Genomic DNA, 17,815 nt, shown 5'->3' on the forward strand with positions numbered 1-17,815 from the left:
TTGATACACTATTGATCTACATCAAAGCGATTGCTACGCAAGAGAAAAAGCAAACGCTGCGCGGAGACCGACTCAGATGACTATCGTCCCCATCACTTCCCCTGATCTGGATGCGGCAGAGGTCTCGTGGTTTGCTGCGCTCTGCTCGGACGACTACCAGTTCCTTGGAGTGCCCGATGGCGATCTGCGGTCCAGTTGGGCGCATTGTTCCGGCATCGTAAAAGAGGCCGAAGCGCAAGGGTTCCGCAATATCCTGTGCCCATCCTCTTATCAGGTTGGCCAGGACACGCTGAGCTTTGTCGCGGGCTGCGCCCCGATCACTGAAAAGATTAATATGTTGGCTGCCGTGCGGTGTGGTGAGATGCAGCCGATCATGCTGGCCCGCACCATCGCTACGCTGGATCACATGCTGAAGGGGCGGTTGACGGTCAACATCATCTCATCGGACTTCCCCGGTGAGAAAGCCGATAGTGCGTTCCGTTATCAGCGATCGCGCGAAGTGGTCGAGATTTTGAAACAGGCCTGGACACAGGACGAGATCAACCACGCCGGCGAGGTGTATAACTTCTCGGGTCTGACAACGGATCCTGCGAAACCCTATCAGACTGGCGGGCCGCTGTTGTATTTTGGTGGATATTCACCTTCGGCTTTGGATTTGTGTGGTGAACATTGCGACGTCTACCTGATGTGGCCCGAAACCAAGGATCAACTTGCCGAACGGATGAAGGCCGTTCACGCTGTGGCCAAGAACTACAACCGCACGCTGGACTACGGCCTGCGTGTCCACATGATCGTCCGCGATACCGAGGCTGAGGCACAGGAATATGCGGATTACATCGTCTCGAAGCTGGATGACGAATACGGTCGCGCCATCCGTGAACGGGCGTTGGACGCGACGTCGCTGGGTGTGGCGCATCAGGCCAAGAACCGCGATCTGGCAGACGAGTATGGCTATGTCGAACCCGGTCTCTGGACTGGTGTTGGCCGGGCGCGGTCTGGCTGCGGTGCCGCTCTGGTCGGATCGACCGATCAGGTTATGTCGAAGATCGAGGAATATCAGAAGATGGGCATCCGCGCTTTCATATTCTCGGGCTACCCGCACATGGATGAGGCCAAGCACTTTGGTGCTCGGGTGTTGCCCAACTTGAAAACCTGCTCGCTGCCCGAAGCTTACGGGCGCGTGCCAGCAACGACCCCAGCGACCCCACTGGGCAACGGAGAACGCCGCTGATGCAACGTGTGAAACTATCTGACTCGCTTGAGATGAGCCGTCTTGTCTATGGCATGTGGCGGCTGGGCGATGACAGCGACACGTCCACAGGGCATGTGGAGGCCAAGATTCAGGCTTGCTTGGATCAGGGCATCACCACCTTTGATCAGGCTGATATCTATGGCGGTTACGCAGCTGAGGCCGTTCTGGGCAATGCCTTGCGCGCCAACCCAAGCTTGCGCCAGAAGATGGAGATCGTCACCAAATGTGACATCATCGCCCCGGTGGGCCGTTGCGCGGATGCGAAGGTGAAATACTACGACACGTCGCGCGCCCATATTCTGAAGTCGGTCGATACCTCGCTGAAAGAAATGGCCATTGACCATATCGACCTGCTGTTGATTCACCGCCCTGACCCGCTGATGGACCACAATGAAACTGGTGCCGCTCTGGACGAGGTTGTCGCCAGTGGTAAGGTGGGCGCTGTGGGTGTATCGAATTTCCGCCCGTGGGACTGGTCGCTGCTGCAATCGGCGATGAAGACTAAACTGGTCACCAACCAGATCGAGATCTCGCTGGGCGAGATCAGCCCTTTCACCAATGGCGATCTGGCGTTTCACCAGCAACACGGCCACCCGTTGATGGCGTGGTCGCCGCTTGGTGGAGGCCTGTTGATGGCCGGAAACCCTCCGGTCGGCGTTGTGGCCGATGAAATCGCAGCCGAGTTCGGTGTGGATCGCGCCGCCGTCGCTGTGGCTTTCCTGCTGGCACATCCGGCCAACATCCTGCCGGTTCTGGGAACCAACAATCTGGATCGGATCAAACGCGGCTCGGACGCGTTGAAAGTTAAACTGGATCGCGAAACCTGGTATCGCCTCTATGAGGCGGCACTGGGGCATGAGGTACCATGATGAACGCAATCTCAAAGGACATGACCCACACCTTCGTTCCACATAAGGACGACACCCGTACCCTGCGCGACGCCTTTGGTCGCTTTGCTACTGGGGTGACCATCGTCACCTGCGACAGCGCGGATGGTCCGGTCTGTATTACGGCCAATAGTTTCTCGTCCCTGTCGTTAGACCCGCCGCTGATCATGTGGGCGGGTGACCGCAATTCGCGGCGCTTCCCCTATTTCCAAGAGGCCCGTCATTTCAGCGTTCACGTGCTGTCATCCGAACAGGCCGAGCTCTGCTTTGGCTGCTCCAAGGATGCCTTCGCCCTGCGCGACATCGCGCATGAGCGCTGCGAGAACGGAACGCCGTTGTTGTCAGATTGCCTGGCGCGGTTTGAATGCGAACAACATGCATATCACGATGCGGGCGATCACGTTATTGTTGTGGGAAAAGTTCTTAGGGCCAGCATGGCGGACGGAGACGCGCTGACCTTTTATGCCGGGAAACTCGGCCAATTCGCGCAGCACTAAGCGCGATCTGACGGCCGTGGGACATTCCCGCGGCCGAACAAGGGAGGATCCGCATGGGCGGACTGGCATCGGTGCTTGCGCCGATTGCATTCGTGAACGAAACCGTGCTGCGTCTGGGCCGCGCGGTTGGTGTCGTTGCGATTGCACTCATGGTCATTGCAATTCTGATTCAGGTGTTCTTCCGATATGTTCTGGGCAATGCGCTGCCCTGGCCGGATGAGGCCGCGCGGTTCTGCATGTTGTGGATGACCGGTCTGATGGCCCCGACCGCCTTTCGCCGTGGTGGCTTTGTGGCCATCGACATGCTGGAGCGCTTTTTGCCGCGCATTATCGGCCAAACGCTGAACCTGTTCTTGCTGCTAATCTCGCTTGCCGTGCTGCTGGTCGCCGTCAATATCGGCTGGTCCGAGGTGACTGGCTTTGGCGGTAGGTTCGCCACCGCAGCGCTATACCTGCCCACATCTTTCGGGTTCGACGAATGGTACCGCATCCCGCGTAGCTGGATGATGGCCTCGCTGTTGGTGGGGATTATCTTGCTGATCTCGGTGAATATCGAGTTGATCCTGCGATCTTTCATCACTCTGCTGGGCGGAGGTCACCTGTTGCCCGAAATTCCTGATGCGGCAGTGGGGGCCGAATAAATGCTGATCTGGTTCCTGCCCACCTTTCTGATTTTTCTGCTGGTCGGACTGCCGGTCTTTTTCGCCCTTCTGGCCGCGCCCGGTATCCTGCTGTGGCTGAGTGGCCAAACCAACGACATCACGCTGCTCTACCGCAACGTCTATAACGGCATGGACAGTTTCCCGCTGATGGCGATCCCCTTCTTCATGCTGGCCGGAGAGTTGATGAACCGAGGCGGCATCACCATCCGTCTTGTCGAGTTTTCACAGGCGCTTATGGGCCATCTGCGTGGCGGTCTGGCACATGTGAACGTGCTGAGTTCGATCCTGTTTGCGGGCTTGTCCGGCTCGGCAGTCGCAGACACCTCGGCCCTAGGGTCCATGCTGATCCCGGCGATGGAGAAACAGGGTTATACCCGTAAATTCGCTGCGGCGATCACAGCGGCAAGTTCGGTGATCGGACCGATTATTCCGCCCTCGGGCATCATGATCATCTATGCCTACGTAATGGGCGAAAGCGTGGCTGCCCTGTTCCTCGCGGGTATCGTCCCCGGTGTGATGGTTGGTGTCGGCCTTATGCTGATGATCAAACTGATGGCTGACAAATATGACTTCCCTGTCGCCAGCCGGAAATACACCTGGCCCGAGCGTCGTCAGGCCAGCCTTAAAGCCTTCTTCCCGCTGATGACCCCGGTCATCATTCTGGGCGGTATTCTGGGCGGTATTTTCACCCCGACCGAGGCTGCAGCCGTCGCCGTAGGCTATGCTTTCATCATCGGCTTCTTCGTTCTGCGCACTTTGACGTGGAAAGAAGTGCCCGAGGTTCTCAGCAACGCAGGCATGACCTCGGCCGTCGTGCTGCTGCTGGTTGGCGCGGCGATGGCGTTCAAAACTGTGGTCAGCCTCAGCCATGCGCCCGAGCAATTGGCTTCACTGATACTCAGCCTTTCGGAAAACCCGCTGATCCTACTATTTCTGATCAATCTGCTGCTTTTCATCGTCGGTATGTTCTTGGACGCCGGTCCCGCGATCATCATTCTCGGGCCCATCCTTGGCCCGATCTTCACCAGCCTCGGTGTTGACCCAATTCACTTCGCCATCATCATGAGCGTCAACCTGACCGTTGGTCTGGCCACCCCACCGATGGGCTTGGTCCTGTTCGTGGCCGCCGCCGTGTCACGCGAACGGGTTGAGACCATCGCCAAAGCGATCCTGCCATTCCTGGCGGTCGAAATCATAGTGATCTTCCTGATCACCTACATCCCCGCACTATCCATGACCATCCCGCGCATAACGGGGTTTGCCAACTAACTGAGTTCCACAGGGAGGAAACGCATGCTCAGAAACTTTATCAAAACCGCAGCGGTGGCCACATCGTTGGTGGCCGCGTCTGCCGTGGCCGCCACAGCCGCAGACTACACGCTGCGCGCCACTGCCAACTCGAATGAGAATGACGAGGACTACGACGGCCTGATAGTTTTCAAGAACTACGTCGAGGCCGCCTCGAACGGCGCGATTGAAGTCGAATTGTTCATCGGAACCCAACTGTGTTCGAACGGCGCGGAATGCCTGCAAGGCGTCGCCGACGGCACAATCGACATCTTCATTTCGACATCAAGCGGGGCCTCGGGTATTTTCCCGTACGTACAGGTGTTGGACCTGCCCTATCTGATGGCGGATGACCGCATCGCCGAACACGTCCTGACGGGCGACTTTACCCGCAAAATGCGTGAGATGGCGCTGGAGGATTCCGGCGGCGCAATTCGTCTGATGACCATCGGCAATACCGGTGGCTGGCGCAATTTCGCCAACACGCAGCGCCGCATCGCGGAACCTGCGGATATGGAAGGTTTGAAGATTCGTACCGTGGTCGCCGATTTGCCACAGGAACTGGTCAGAGCACTTGGGGCGTCGCCAACGCCAATCCCATGGCCAGAATTGTTCACCAGCTTCCAGACAGGCGTGGTCGAAGGATCCAAAAACGGTATTACGGATATCATGGGCATGAAATTCCCCGATGCCGGTTTGCAGTATCTGACTTTGGACGGGCACGCTTACATGGGCGCGATGTGGTGGATGAACAACGCCAAGTTTATGGAAATGCCGGAAGACATGCGTCGTGTCGTTGTCGACGGCTTCTATGCGCTACAACAGGCAACTTTCGCGTCGCCTAAACGAAAGTCGATCCAGGCTTACGAGGATTTCGTTGCTGGCGGCGGTGACCTCTATGTACCCACGCCGGAGCAAAAGGCTGCGTTCAAAGAGGCCGCAACGCCGGTATATGACTGGTTCCAGTCCAATGTCGCGCGTGGGGACGAGATCTTTGTTGCACTGACCGAAGCGGTCGCTGCGGCTGAGGCCGATGTGAACGCGTCGCGCGATGCGGATCTGAACTAAGCGTCCGGGTCGGGCCTTCGGGCCCGGCCCCTATCGAAACGGGTACATCCACCCTTTGTAGTCGTTCACCAGAACATGCGCTCTTTCGATCTGCTCCGGCGACATTTTCTTGACCACTTCCTCAAGGCTGATCGCCGCATCGGGATCGCCGCCAATCGCGCTGAGCGTGTACCACATGTAAGCCCTGACCAGATCAGGCGCGGGCATCCCAAGACCCAGCTCATAATACCAGCCAACCCCCGACTGGGCCCCCGGATGCCCCTTCATCGAGGCGCGCAGATACCATTCGAACGCGCGCTCATAGTCCCGTTCGACGCCCAGGCCCAGCCCGTACATCACGCCGATCAATTCCTCGGCCTCGGCATTGCCCGAGCGGGCGGCGGGCAGCAGTTCTTTGCGCGCGGCCTCAAACTCGCCGGCCTCCATCAAATCGCGCGCCTGTTCCAGTTCGGCGAGCGCCGGGCTGGCAAGCAGACAAAGGGCAAGTACAAACTGGCGCATGGGGTTGCTTTCCTCTTGGCCGGGAGCGCGGCGGCACAGGATGTGCCGCGCCCTCTGACAGATGATGATTTCCTGCCTTTTGATATGGAACAGGCCGCCATCGGTCATCAACTGTTTTACGACCCGATCCTGTCGGGCAATCAGAATATATCCTGCGCGCATTGCCATCATCCGGACTTCGGGACTTCAGATGGGCTGTCGCTTGGCATCGGGGAAGGCGGTGAAGGTCTGGGACCGGACCGTACTCCGGGCACCGGCGCAGACAGAATCCGAAAGCGTATCCCGCGTAACTCACCGGGGCTATGGAATCTCGGGGCGAAAGGTATCCACACGGTGTTTCACGATGGCCGCCTGAGCATCTCGGATGTTTATGAAAACGGGTTCAACTCACCCGCGCAGGAATGGTTGCCTGAAGGGTTGAACTCTTTGCTAGCCGCACAAGCGCTTTTTCCATTGACCGCACAGTTCGAAATGGCGGGAAATGTAGCCGAAAACCAAGTGACCGGGGCCGTCCACGATCGGATCGACAAAGGTTGGCCGATCCTTGCCAAACGCGTAAGAACCGATCCGTTTTACGGACCGGCGATGGTCGCGGCGTTCGGAGAAATCGAAACAACCGAGGACATTACAATCACGCAGGTCGCCAATGCCTTGGCAGCGTTCATGGCCATCGAATGGCGCAGCACGGACAGCCCATTCGACCAGTATCTGGCAGGGGACATGAATGCGTTATCAACCGTTCAAAAAGACGGGATGGATCTGTTCTATGGTAAGGCAAACTGTTCCGTGTGCCACGCGGGCCCGTTGATGTCCGATCAGGAATTCCACGCTTTGGCCATTCCGCCTTTTGGTCCGGGCCGAACCCGTCAATGGGATCCGTATGCGCGCGACGTTGGTCTTATGGGTGAAAGCAACCGGTTGGAAGATGCCTACAGGTTTCGCACCCCCATGTTGCGCAACGTTGCTTTGACGGCCCCTTACGGTCACAACGGGGCTTTCCCCGACCTTGAAAGCGTCATCCGCCATCATCTGAACCCTCAGGCAAGCTTTGATGCCTGGACGCCCGATATGGCCGGGTTGCCTCAGGTTCCGTGGTTGCACGACGCTGACTTTCTGGTTTGGGATGATCGACTGGAAATGGAACGCCAACGCAGCAAAACTGACATTGATCCGATTGAACTCTCGGAAGTGGAAATCCAGAATCTGATCGCTTTTATGGACGCTTTGACAGGTTCCAGTGTGGATGCACCGATTTTTGGCGTGCCCAGTGGATTTGTTCCTTAGCTGTCCTTGTTTTCAGCAGGGGTCGACAAAGCCACGCCTTCAACCGTGACCCGGTGCATCAGGCGTCGAAAACCGTGATAGTCGTTGATTGCCTTGTGCCATGTGGCTCTGTTGTCCCACATCGTTATGTCGCCCGCGCGCCAGCGCACGCGGCATTGGAACTCGGGTTGTTTGCAGTGTTCGTACAGCATCGCAAGAATTGCATCAGACTCGTCTTTGCTGAGCCCTTCGATATGCGTTGTGAAGACAGGGTTCACAAAAAGACCACGACGCCCGCTGAGTGGATGTGTGATGACAATGGGATGGTGCGCATCTTGTGTTGCGGCGTCTGCGTTGCCTAATCGACCGCTCTTGGCGGCTTCGCTGTCTTGTATGGCGGCACCAAAGACGTGACGTGAAGAATGCACAGCAGTCAGCCCGTCTAGAAACTGACGCATTGGGGCCGAGAGTGCCTCATACGCGGCTGCCATAGACACAAACAGCGTGTCTCCTCCATAGGGCGGCATCTCAATCGCATGCAGGATTGATCCCATGGCTGGCGCTTCGTCATAGGAATGATCGGTGTGCCACCCTTCACCCACCGCTTCTTTCTGGCCCTTTTCTTTTAAGACCGTCGCAATCTCGGGATAGCCATTAACCGGTTTGAAGAAACGGTTGACGTTGATCGCGCCAAAGCTGCGAGCAAAGTTCAGATGGTCTTCAGGGGTGGCTGTTTGACCCCTTAGGACGATAACGGAATACTTGGCAAAGGCTTGGTGAATATCAGGAAATTGCCCGCTGTCTCGAATATCGGCGCCGTAGATTTCAGCGCCTAAGCCGCCGGTGAGTGGTGTGATGTCCATCGGGGTGCTCCTGCTTTTTCAAGATCAGGATAAAGGACGATTGGGCTTTGGAGAAACGGAATTAGCTAGTACTACGCCGTCGCGCATTCTGGACGGCAGCCCCCGGACCATAGCCCTAATCCAATGCGGATCTGGACGAATAGTAAAACGCAATGGCCTGAGTTCTGTTTTTCACGGCCAGCTTGTCATAGATATTGGACAGGTGAAATTTGACCGTGTTTGTCGAAATCTGCAGTTCTTTTGAAAGGTCCCGATTGGACATGCCTTGGGCCAAGGCTTCAAGAATGGCGCGTTCTTTGCGGGACAGGCTTTGGATAGGGTCCTGTTGCATTTTTCGAACGTCGATGAATGGAAAGACCATTTTGCCAGCCGCCACATCGGCGCAGGTTTCAAGCAAGCCTTCAACCTCGCCGGATCGCGCCGCAAAACCAGCGGCCCCGGCTTGCATGGCCAGCCGCGGCGTTTCGCTGGTCACATCCCCATACACCACAAACCGGGGTGCATTGGCCTGTTCTCGAAGAACCTCGATCAGCTTTGCCGCTCCGAGCACCGGGAGGTTCCAGTCGACCACCCCGACCTGAACCGGAACTCGCATGACGGTTCCCAGGAACCCTTCGGCGGTGGCTGACGTCGCCACCAACGAGAATCGCGGGTCGCGTTCAAAGATTTCAGACATGGCAGACAGAACCAGCGGATTGCCGTCTGCCAGCATGACATCAATAGGGGTACCTGGCGCGCCAATCATCTGTTTTTACCCAACTTTCGCAATTTACTACCCAAACGGGTAGGTGATAACTCAGTATACCTTGGTATTTTTACCAATTCGGGTGGGAAATTCCCCATCCTTTTGGCCATCCTAAAGCAGTAGTAAGTTACGTTGCGTCATTGCGCAAGGCGGCGTTTTCTGTCCGGCAACGAAACACGACGGGTCCAAGAGCCCGACCAACGCCGAGGATGACAGACAATGACGTTTCAGATTTTCCCTCCTCTTGAGATCCCCGAGACTTTGGCCGCTGGCCCGGGACCGGGCAACACCGACGCCCGTGTCCTGCGCGCCTTCAGCAGCGCAGGCGTAGCGGATCACATGCAGGGTGACGTTCTGCGGGGCATGATCGAGTGCAAACACATGCTGCGGAAAATCTGGGGCACGTCCAACACGTATACTTTTGCGGTCGCAGGCACCGGTTGGAGCGCTCTGGACGCTATGTTCTCTGCCGTCATGCCTGGCGATAAGGTCGTGGCGTTTGCCAACGGGACATTCTCGGGTATCGACGCTCTGACCCTGCGGATCAAGGCAGCTACACCTCAAGAACACGCATCCAACCCGCTTGACCCACAAGCCGCCAGTGTCACCGTGATCGAGGTTCCACATGGTCAGCCGGTGACAGGTGAACTGGTTGACGCCGCTTTGGCGGAGCACAAGCCAAAATGGGCCTTCATGGCACACTGGGAAACCGGATCCGGGCGTGTCAACGATCTGCGCGGCTTTTCGGACGCCTGTGAACGCAACGGTGTGATGGGGCTGATCGACGCGGTGTCGTCGCTGGGTGCCGATGACTTTTCGATTGATGATTTTCCCGGTATCGCCGGATGGGCGTCTTGCCCGCAAAAAGGTTTGTGCTGCCTGCCGCTGACCTACGCGCCGGTCAGCTTTACGGATGCTTATATCGAAAGCCTGAAGGTGTCAGGTGCATACTCCTATGTTCACAACCCAATCTTTGAAGCGCGCCATTGGGGCATTGTCGATGGGCAAGACGTAGAAAAAGGCACATACCACCGGACGCATTCGGGATACGCCGTTGCGGCGTTCCACGAAGCCCTGCGACTGACCCTGCAAGAAAGCCTGGCAAAGCGGGCCATGGCCTACCGCACCCATGAGAAGGTTCTGCGCGATGCGGTGATCGAAATGGGCTGCGAAGTGACATCGGACATGCCCAGCCTTGTTGTTCTGAACCTGCCACCGGAACTGGCGGGGCGAGAGATGGAGCTGGTCCAGAACTGCCGTGCACGGGGATTTGGCATCTGGCCGACTCTCAGCGCTCCGGTACAGGTGCGGATCGGCATCCTCAATCAGTTGAACCGCGACGCGGTCAGCCGGATCGTACGCCTGTTCGCCGAAGCCCTGCGCGAGCTTGGCGGAGAGGTCGATCAGGATGCGATCGAGGCTTTGCTTGAAAGCCGCTACGGCACTTCAATCGCTGCTTAACCACACTGCATGAACGGGAGGATTGCAGATGGATATTCATGAATACCAAGCGAAAGAACTTCTTTCCAATTTCGGGGTCGACGTACCTCCGGGCGCACTTGCTTACAGCCCGGAACAAGCGGCCTATCGGGCGCGAGAGCTGGGTGGTGAAAAGTGGATCGTCAAAGCGCAGGTCCATGCCGGTGGGCGCGGCAAGGCCGGAGGCGTCAAGCTGTGCAACACTGAAAACGAGATTTATCAGGCCTGCGATGACCTGTTCGGTCGCAAGCTGGTCACGCATCAAACGGGCCCGGAAGGCAAAGGCATCTACCGTGTTTACGTCGAAGCCGCCGTGCCGATTGATCGCGAGATTTATTTGGGATTTGTTCTGGACCGATCCAGCCAGCGGGTGATGATTGTTGCCTCGTCGGAAGGTGGGATGGAGATCGAAGACATCTCGGCCGACCGTCCGGACAGTATCGTGCGATCCATTGTGGAACCGGCAGTTGGGCTTCAGGAATTCCAGGCGCGTGAAATTGCGTTCAAGCTTGGTCTTGAACCCAAGCTGATCCAGCAGATGGTGCGCACACTGCAGGGTTGCTATGCCGCGTTCAGCGACTTGGATGCCACCATGGTCGAGATCAACCCGCTGGTCATCACCGGCGACGACCGGGTGCTGGCGCTGGATGCAAAGATGAGCTTTGACGACAACGCTCTGTTCCGCCACCCGCAGATTGCCGAGCTGCGCGACAAAAGCCAGGAAGACCCGCGCGAAAGTCGCGCGGCGGACCGGGGGCTGTCTTACGTGGGTTTGGAGGGAAACATCGGTTGCATCGTCAACGGTGCCGGTCTGGCAATGGCAACTATGGACACGATCAAGCTGGCCGGTGGTGAGCCCGCAAACTTCCTTGATATCGGTGGCGGTGCTTCGCCAGAACGGGTCGCCAAGGCGTTTCGGCTGGTTCTGTCGGACACCAATGTCCAGGCCATCCTCGTCAACATTTTCGCAGGCATCAACCGCTGCGATTGGGTGGCCGAGGGCGTCGTTCAGGCGCTGAAAGAATTGGATATCGACCTTCCGGTCGTTGTCCGGCTCGCTGGTACCAATGTCGAAGAGGGCCAGAAGATCCTTGCCAAGTCCGGGCTGCCGATCATCCGCGCCACAACACTGATGGAAGCAGCAGAACGCGCTGTAGGCGCATGGAAAAACGACCTTACCCAAGGCACCAAGATGAGGGCTGTGTAATGAGCATTCTTCTCGATCGCGACTCGCGTGTCATAGTACAGGGCATCACCGGCCGGATGGCGCGGTTTCACACCAAAGACATGCTGAAATATGGCACGAATGTCGTAGGCGGCGTCGTTCCCGGCAAGGGCGGCGAAACCGTCGAAGGCGTTCCGGTTTTTGACACTGTCAAACAAGCCGTTGAGGCGACCGGCGCGGATGCCAGCCTTGTTTTCGTTCCTCCTCCGTTTGCCGCGGATTCGATCATGGAAGCAGCGGATGCAGGCATCCGGTACTGCGTTTGCATCACCGACGGTATCCCAGCGCAAGACATGATCCGGGTGAAACGCTACATGTACCGCTACCCCAAAGACAAACGTATGGTTCTGACCGGTCCGAACTGCGCGGGCACGATTTCGCCCGGTAAAGCTTTGCTGGGGATCATGCCGGGTCACATCTACCTTCCGGGGCATGTGGGGATTATCGGACGCTCGGGCACGCTGGGCTATGAGGCCGCAGCGCAGCTGAAAGAACGCGGAATTGGTGTATCGACCAGCGTCGGGATCGGGGGCGATCCCATCAACGGGTCTTCGTTCAAGGACATCCTTCAACGGTTCGAAGAAGACGAAGACACCCATGTCATCGCCATGATTGGTGAGATTGGCGGCCCGCAGGAAGCCGAGGCGGCAGAGTACATCCGTGACCACATCACCAAACCTGTGATCGCCTACGTTGCGGGCCTGACTGCTCCGAAAGGGCGGACCATGGGCCACGCGGGTGCGATCATCTCGGCCTTTGGCGAAAGCGCTAGCGAGAAGGTTGAAATCCTGTCTGCCGCTGGTGTGACCGTGGCGGAAAACCCTGCCGTAATTGGTGAAACAATTGCGCGTGTGATGGAGGCTGCGTGATGGTCAAACCGTCTGTTCTTGTGACCCGTCGCTGGCCTGCTGCCGTCGAGGCGCAGTTGGCCGAGAACTATAACACCGTACTGAACACTGGGGACAAACCTTTGTCCCCGTCTGAAATCCGGCAGGCGTTGAAATCCTATGACGCGGTCTTGCCTACGGTAACCGATACGCTCAGCGCCGAGGCGCTGGACGTATCTGGTGCGCAGACAAAAATCCTTGCCAATTATGGGGTCGGCTACAGCCACATTTGTGAGCCGTCTGCCCGCGAACTGGGTATGACCGTGACGAACACGCCTGATGTTCTGTCAGAATGCACTGCAGATATCGCCATGACCCTGCTGCTGATGGTGGCGCGTCGGGCGGGCGAGGGCGAACGCGAGCTGCGTTCCGGCAACTGGACCGGTTGGCGGCCCACGCATCTGGTTGGGACCAAAGTCAGCGGTAAGACGCTTGGCATCATCGGCTATGGGCGCATCGGTCAGGAAATGGCCCGCCGTGCGCATCACGGCTTTGGCATGGACGTGCTGGTCTATAACCGCAGCCCGGTGGACCCGGATATATTGGCGCGGTGCAATGCCACTCAGGTGGCGTCAATTGATGAGTTGTTGCCGCAATGCGATTTCGTCTCACTTCATTGCCCCGGCGGGGCTGCGAACCGCCACCTGATCAATGCGCGCAGGCTGGACCTTATGAAACCCGACGCGTTCCTGATCAACGCGGCGCGTGGTGAAGTCATCGACGAACGGGCGTTGGTTCAATCGCTGGCTTTCGACATGATCGGCGGTGCAGCACTGGATGTGTTCGATGGTGAACCACGCATATGTGCGGATCTTCTGCAATGCGACAACCTTGTGATGCTGCCGCATCTGGGCAGCGCCACGCGCGAGGCACGCGAGGCGATGGGGTTCCGTGTGCTCGATAACCTGCGTGATTTCTTCGAAGGCCGAGAGCCACGCGATCGGGTGATCTGACCTGCCAGCGCGCCTAAGGCTAATTGCCGATGCGGCCCACGGTGGCCGCGTCGCCGCCATCCACCGGAGGATTTACTTTTGAATGCACCGCAACGTGCCGATGGATTTTTCACCCAATCCCTGTTTGACCGCGACCCTGAACTTTTTGGCTCGATCACATCTGAACTGGGTCGTCAGCGCGACGAGATCGAGCTGATTGCCTCTGAGAACATCGTCTCTGCCGCCGTGATGGAGGCGCAGGGTTCGGTCATGACCAACAAATACGCCGAAGGCTATTCCGGTCGGCGCTATTATGGCGGTTGCCAGTTCGTCTTCATCGCCGATTGGTTCATCGAAGTGGTCGACGGTCTGGCCGCGAATGGTGAAGACGGCAACGGCGCTGTCGAAGCCAAGGTCAAAGCCGAAGTCGCAGAACTCTGCGCACGATTCCCGATCCATGCGAACCTGTAAGAAGAAGGACCAAAACATGAGCTTTCACCCCATTGAACAAGCCCCAGCACGTCTAAACCGTAGCGAGCTTGCCGTTCCCGGTAGCCAGCCCGGAATGTTTGAAAAGGCGGCAAAATCGGATGTGGATGTCATCTTTCTTGATCTGGAAGATGCTGTCGCGCCTGACGAAAAGGAACAGGCGCGCAAGAATATCATTCAGGCGCTGAATGACATCGATTGGGGCAACAAGACCATGTCGGTGCGCATCAACGGGCTGGACACCCATTACATGTATCGCGACGTGGTGGATGTTGTTGAACAGGCTGGCACGCGGCTGGATCTGATCATGATCCCCAAGGTCGGAACAGCTGCTGACGTCTATGCCGTGGATATGCTGGTCACGCAAATCGAGGACGCAAAGGGTTATGGCAAGCGCATCGGGTTCGAGCACATCATCGAAACTGCGCTGGGCATGCAAAATGTCAGCGAGATCGCCGCTGCCTCGAAGCGCAACGAAAGTCTTCACTTTGGTGTTGCCGATTATGCGGCATCGACACGTGCACGGACAACCATCATCGGTGGTGTGAACCCCGATTATTCAGTGCTGACCGATGCGGATACCGATGGAGGTCGCATGACACACTGGGGTGACATGTGGCACTACGCGCTTGCGCGCATGGTCGTGGCCGCACGCGCCAACGGGCTGCGACCCATCGACGGTCCGTTCGGGGATTTTCAGGACCCCGATGGATATAAAGCTGCCGCCAAGCGCGCCGCTGTTTTGGGCTGCGAAGGGAAATGGGCCATTCACCCAAGCCAGATTACTTTGGCAAACGAGGTTATGTCGCCATCCGACGCCGAAGTGACCAAGGCTCAGCGCATTCTTGTCGCCATGGCCGAGGCGGAAGCGGATGGGAAAGGTGCTGTTTCTCTGGATGGTCGTTTGATCGACTATGCTTCGATCCGCCAAGCGGAAGTGTTGGTTGAAAAAGCAAGCCAGATTGCCGCAGCATAAGAGCGATTAGGCAAAGGCCAGAACAGTTGCCCAAACGAAAAATCTGGTCTTTGCTACTTCGATAAAGCGAGAATGGGGCGCTTCATCAGTCCATGTCATTGTTTTTGGCAGGAATGCCCAAGCCGACTTTCTTGCGTCCCATCACAACTGACGTGCGGAAGCGGCGAACGTTTGAATTGTCGAAAAACAACTTTTTGGTCAGTTCTTCAAAATCATCCATATCACGCGCCGTACAGATCAGGCAAAAGTCAGCATCACCTGTGATGTAATAGCACTGTTGCACCCTTGGCTCTGCCTGCGCCTGCCGAGAAAAAGCGTCGATCTGATCCTGGCGTTCGCGTTCTAATTCGACCATGACAACGAAGCTCATTGCAACGCCCAGTTTTTTCGGGTCGACGATTGCCACTTCCGAGTGAATAGCACCAGAAGCTCTGAGCGCCTTCAGACGCCTTTGAACGGATGCGACCGATAAGCCTGTTTCGGATGCAAGCGCCTCCAGCCCCATTTTAGCATCTCGTTGCATCAGGTGCAGCAGGCTGCGGTCAAATTGGTCGAGTTTCACAAAGATTTCCTTGATGTGAAAAAGTTTCCCGAAAAATCGGCAAATGTGACCATAATAGATCGCAGCTTGTGCGTAAAACTCTGATCATGGAACACAGTAAGAAACTTGATGTGGCAAAGCCGCTGGCGTTGCTGGCGGAATGTCCTGCTTATAAGCCGAGCCCTTTGGAAACCCACAGATTCCGGGGGGGCTCGATCCTGATCAAGGATGAAACCAACAGGATGGGCCTGGGCGCGTTCAAAGCTTTGGGCGGTGTTTACGCTGTTGCCAAGCTGATCGAAGCGCGTGTTGGTCGTTCTTTGACACCCAGCGCCTTTCTGAGCGATCCCGTAAAGGATGTGGCGCGAACGATGACTTTTGTGTGCGCCAGTGCTGGCAATCACGGTATGTCCGTGGCCGCCGGCGCGCAGCTCTTTGGTGCAACGGCGCGCATTTATCTTGCCGAAACAGTCCCCGAAGAGTTTGCCGTTCGTCTTCGGGCGAAAGGCGCAGATGTTGTTCGATCCGGCAGTGACTATGAGGCAAGCGTGGCCGCAGCCATCGCCGACGCCGAAGCAACCGGTGCCATTCACCTCGCCGATGGGTCGTGGCCGGGATATACCGAGCCTCCGCGATTGGTGATGGAGGGTTATACTGTCGTTGCTGAAGAAATGCGCAACGATTTAGAAGTGTCCGCAAATTGGCCGAGCCACGTGTACCTGCAGGCGGGCGTTGGTGGGCTGGCCGCGGGCATTGCCTATATGATCCGGTCGAATTGGCCGGTGCAGCCAAAGATCACAGTGGTTGAACCAGATGCTGCACCCTGTCTGAAGGAAAGCGCCCGAGCCGGAGAAATCCTTACGGTTGAAGGGCCCGTTTCAAATATGGGGCGGCTGGATTGCAAAACGCCATCCATGTTGGCTTTGGATATCTTGAAGCGCTGTGCAGACGATTGGGTTACAATCAGTGACCAACAGGCTCAGAACGCAGTAAACAGCGCCTTTGATTTGGGTTTCTCGACCACGCCATCCGGAGCGGCTGGGCTTGCCGCCTGCCTTGAGGGCGACGATGATTTGCCATTGGTCATCTTGTCCGAAGGGGGCGTTTCTGATGCTTGATCTTGTTGCGTTTCGTCGTGATCTTCATGCCCATCCAGAATCCGGGTTCGACCTTGACCGGACCCCCAATTTGATCGCGGCTGAGTTGGAGCGCGCCGGGCTTGAGGTCACCCGAGGCGTGGGTCGAACCGGGGTTGTTGCCACTTTGCGCCGTGGTCCTGATGAGACCGCAATCGGGTTTCGCGCCGATATGGACGCGCTGCCGATTCACGAGATGACCAATTTGCCCTATCGATCGAAAACAGAGGGCAAGTTCCACGGCTGCGGCCATGACGGGCATAGTACAATGCTGCTTGGTGCTGCCTTGGCCCTTGCTGCGGACACATCGTTGGACAGGACCGTTCACTTTGTTTTCCAGCCGGATGAAGAGAACGGAAATGGGGCCGCTGCGATGATTGCTGACGGTTTGTTCGAACGCTTTCCTATGACCGCAGTTTTTGGGCTTCACAATATGCCGGGAATGGAGCTGGGCCACTTCGCCACTCAGGCAGGACCTTTCTGTGCATTCGAGGATAATTTTGAAATCCGCCTTAAGGGGCAGGGGGGGCACGCGTCCATGCCAGAGAAGGGCGTTGATCCGATCGTGACGGGATCTGCGATTGTATTGCACTTGCAGTCGATTGTATCGCGCTCGCTTCCTCCCGGCGAACATGGCGTGGTTTCAGTTACTGAGTTCCTGACAGACGGAGCGCGCAATATCCTGCCGAGTAATGTGACCTTGCGTGGGGATTGCCGGGGGTTTTCCAAAGACGTCTCGGACAACATTCAGCGCAGAATGCGCGCCATCGTTGATGGCGTGTGTGCTGCGCAAGAGGTGGCGGCGGAGGTCGATTATTCAACGTCGTTCCAGCCTTTGGTAAATGATACCCGGGCCACCGAGGTAATCTTGGGCGCAGCTCGCGATGTTGGCTCTGTTGACGCTGAATACGGTCGGGTGGGTTTCTCGGAGGATTTTGCCGAGTTTCTGGCGCATCGACCGGGCGCGTTCATTCTGATGGGAAACGGGTTGGACGGGAGCAACGCCATGCCGCTTCACAACCCGTCATATGATTTCAACGATGACGCGATCCGTCATGGAATTGCATTCTGGACCAACCTTGCGCAACGCGGTTTTTGAGCCTGACGCAGTGGCCCTTCTGGTGA

Annotated in this window: 18 protein-coding genes and 1 pseudogene; 15 read left to right on the forward strand and 4 right to left on the reverse strand. The window is 57.2% G+C overall.

Annotated features, from left to right (window positions below):
* Positions 1-76 precede the first annotated feature (76 nt).
* From GOV91_RS19230 to dctP, 6 genes are read left to right on the forward strand one after another with little or no spacing between them, the layout of a single operon-like run.
* Positions 77-1,231, forward strand: a complete 1,155-nt coding sequence (locus GOV91_RS19230; RefSeq protein WP_171236612.1) for an LLM class flavin-dependent oxidoreductase — start codon at positions 77-79, stop codon at positions 1,229-1,231.
* Entirely contained in the window at positions 1,231-2,121 is an 891-nt protein-coding gene (locus GOV91_RS19235; protein ID WP_171236613.1) for an aldo/keto reductase family oxidoreductase, read from the forward strand. The genes GOV91_RS19230 and GOV91_RS19235 overlap by 1 nt, the downstream gene beginning before the upstream one ends.
* Entirely contained in the window at positions 2,121-2,636 is a 516-nt protein-coding gene (locus tag GOV91_RS19240) for a flavin reductase family protein (RefSeq protein ID WP_171236614.1), read from the forward strand. Before GOV91_RS19235 ends, GOV91_RS19240 begins: the two co-directional genes overlap by 1 nt.
* Before the next feature lie 53 nt (positions 2,637-2,689).
* On the forward strand, positions 2,690-3,277 hold the full coding sequence (locus GOV91_RS19245; RefSeq protein WP_171236615.1) for a TRAP transporter small permease: 588 nt from the start codon (positions 2,690-2,692) through the stop codon (positions 3,275-3,277).
* Positions 3,278-4,567 carry a TRAP transporter large permease gene (locus GOV91_RS19250; RefSeq protein ID WP_171236616.1) on the forward strand — a complete coding sequence of 430 codons (1,290 nt, stop codon included), beginning with the start codon at positions 3,278-3,280 and terminating at the stop codon, positions 4,565-4,567. It abuts the gene before it with no gap.
* A gap of 24 nt (positions 4,568-4,591) precedes the next feature.
* A complete protein-coding gene (gene dctP / locus GOV91_RS19255; protein ID WP_171236617.1) occupies positions 4,592-5,653 on the forward strand; it encodes a TRAP transporter substrate-binding protein DctP in 1,062 nt (353 codons plus the stop codon).
* A 30-nt stretch (positions 5,654-5,683) separates the two neighbouring features.
* Here the strand turns inward: dctP and GOV91_RS19260 are convergent, their stop codons facing one another.
* Positions 5,684-6,154 carry a tetratricopeptide repeat protein gene (locus tag GOV91_RS19260; protein ID WP_171236618.1) on the reverse strand — a complete coding sequence of 157 codons (471 nt, stop codon included), beginning with the start codon at positions 6,152-6,154 and terminating at the stop codon, positions 5,684-5,686.
* Between the two features lie 15 nt (positions 6,155-6,169).
* Here GOV91_RS19260 and GOV91_RS19265 point away from each other — a divergent pair, with 15 nt between their 5' ends.
* On the forward strand, positions 6,170-7,438 hold the full coding sequence (locus GOV91_RS19265; RefSeq protein WP_171180571.1) for a cytochrome-c peroxidase: 1,269 nt from the start codon (positions 6,170-6,172) through the stop codon (positions 7,436-7,438).
* Here GOV91_RS19265 and GOV91_RS19270 read toward each other — a convergent pair.
* Positions 7,435-8,280, reverse strand: coding sequence for a TauD/TfdA family dioxygenase (locus GOV91_RS19270; protein WP_171236619.1), 846 nt, complete (start codon positions 8,278-8,280; stop codon positions 7,435-7,437). The two genes, GOV91_RS19265 and GOV91_RS19270, sit on opposite strands and share 4 nt — an antisense overlap.
* A 115-nt stretch (positions 8,281-8,395) precedes the next feature.
* Positions 8,396-9,025: a response regulator transcription factor gene (locus tag GOV91_RS19275; RefSeq protein ID WP_245223249.1), complete on the reverse strand. Its 630-nt coding sequence runs from the start codon at positions 9,023-9,025 to the stop codon at positions 8,396-8,398.
* Positions 9,026-9,244: 219 nt separating this feature from the next.
* Between GOV91_RS19275 and GOV91_RS19280 the strand changes: the two genes are divergently transcribed.
* The 6 genes and pseudogenes from GOV91_RS19280 to GOV91_RS19305 all read left to right on the forward strand — a co-directional run bounded on the left by GOV91_RS19280 (position 9,245) and on the right by GOV91_RS19305 (position 15,013).
* The gene (locus GOV91_RS19280) at positions 9,245-10,486 is read left to right on the forward strand and encodes an aminotransferase class V-fold PLP-dependent enzyme (RefSeq protein WP_171236620.1); all 1,242 of its coding nucleotides are present in this window, start codon (positions 9,245-9,247) and stop codon (positions 10,484-10,486) included.
* Between the two features lie 28 nt (positions 10,487-10,514).
* Positions 10,515-11,711, forward strand: a complete 1,197-nt coding sequence (locus GOV91_RS19285; RefSeq protein WP_171236621.1) for a malate--CoA ligase subunit beta — start codon at positions 10,515-10,517, stop codon at positions 11,709-11,711.
* The gene (gene sucD / locus GOV91_RS19290) at positions 11,711-12,598 is read left to right on the forward strand and encodes a succinate--CoA ligase subunit alpha (RefSeq protein ID WP_171180586.1); all 888 of its coding nucleotides are present in this window, start codon (positions 11,711-11,713) and stop codon (positions 12,596-12,598) included. Before GOV91_RS19285 ends, sucD begins: the two co-directional genes overlap by 1 nt.
* On the forward strand, positions 12,598-13,569 hold the full coding sequence (locus GOV91_RS19295) for a D-glycerate dehydrogenase (protein ID WP_171236622.1): 972 nt from the start codon (positions 12,598-12,600) through the stop codon (positions 13,567-13,569). The genes sucD and GOV91_RS19295 overlap by 1 nt, the downstream gene beginning before the upstream one ends.
* Before the next feature lie 78 nt (positions 13,570-13,647).
* Positions 13,648-13,893 (forward strand): annotated as a pseudogene (gene glyA / locus GOV91_RS19300) (serine hydroxymethyltransferase); the annotation flags it as partial.
* 142 nt (positions 13,894-14,035) lie between these two features.
* Entirely contained in the window at positions 14,036-15,013 is a 978-nt protein-coding gene (locus GOV91_RS19305; RefSeq protein WP_171236623.1) for a CoA ester lyase, read from the forward strand.
* Positions 15,014-15,098: 85 nt separating this feature from the next.
* Here the strand turns inward: GOV91_RS19305 and GOV91_RS19310 are convergent, their stop codons facing one another.
* The gene (locus GOV91_RS19310; RefSeq protein WP_371732344.1) at positions 15,099-15,575 is read right to left on the reverse strand and encodes an Lrp/AsnC family transcriptional regulator; all 477 of its coding nucleotides are present in this window, start codon (positions 15,573-15,575) and stop codon (positions 15,099-15,101) included.
* Between the two features lie 86 nt (positions 15,576-15,661).
* On the opposite strand from GOV91_RS19310, the gene GOV91_RS19315 reads away from it, so the two are divergent.
* Together GOV91_RS19315 and GOV91_RS19320 are read left to right on the forward strand one after the other, a co-directional pair.
* Positions 15,662-16,672 (forward strand): pyridoxal-phosphate dependent enzyme, encoded by a 1,011-nt coding sequence (locus GOV91_RS19315; RefSeq protein ID WP_171236624.1) that lies wholly within the window; start codon positions 15,662-15,664, stop codon positions 16,670-16,672.
* Positions 16,665-17,789 (forward strand): amidohydrolase, encoded by a 1,125-nt coding sequence (locus GOV91_RS19320; RefSeq protein WP_254440720.1) that lies wholly within the window; start codon positions 16,665-16,667, stop codon positions 17,787-17,789. The genes GOV91_RS19315 and GOV91_RS19320 overlap by 8 nt, the downstream gene beginning before the upstream one ends.
* Positions 17,790-17,815 lie beyond the last annotated feature (26 nt).

This window comes from Ruegeria sp. HKCCA6837, from assembly GCF_013034475.1.
GTDB lineage: Bacteria > Pseudomonadota > Alphaproteobacteria > Rhodobacterales > Rhodobacteraceae > Ruegeria.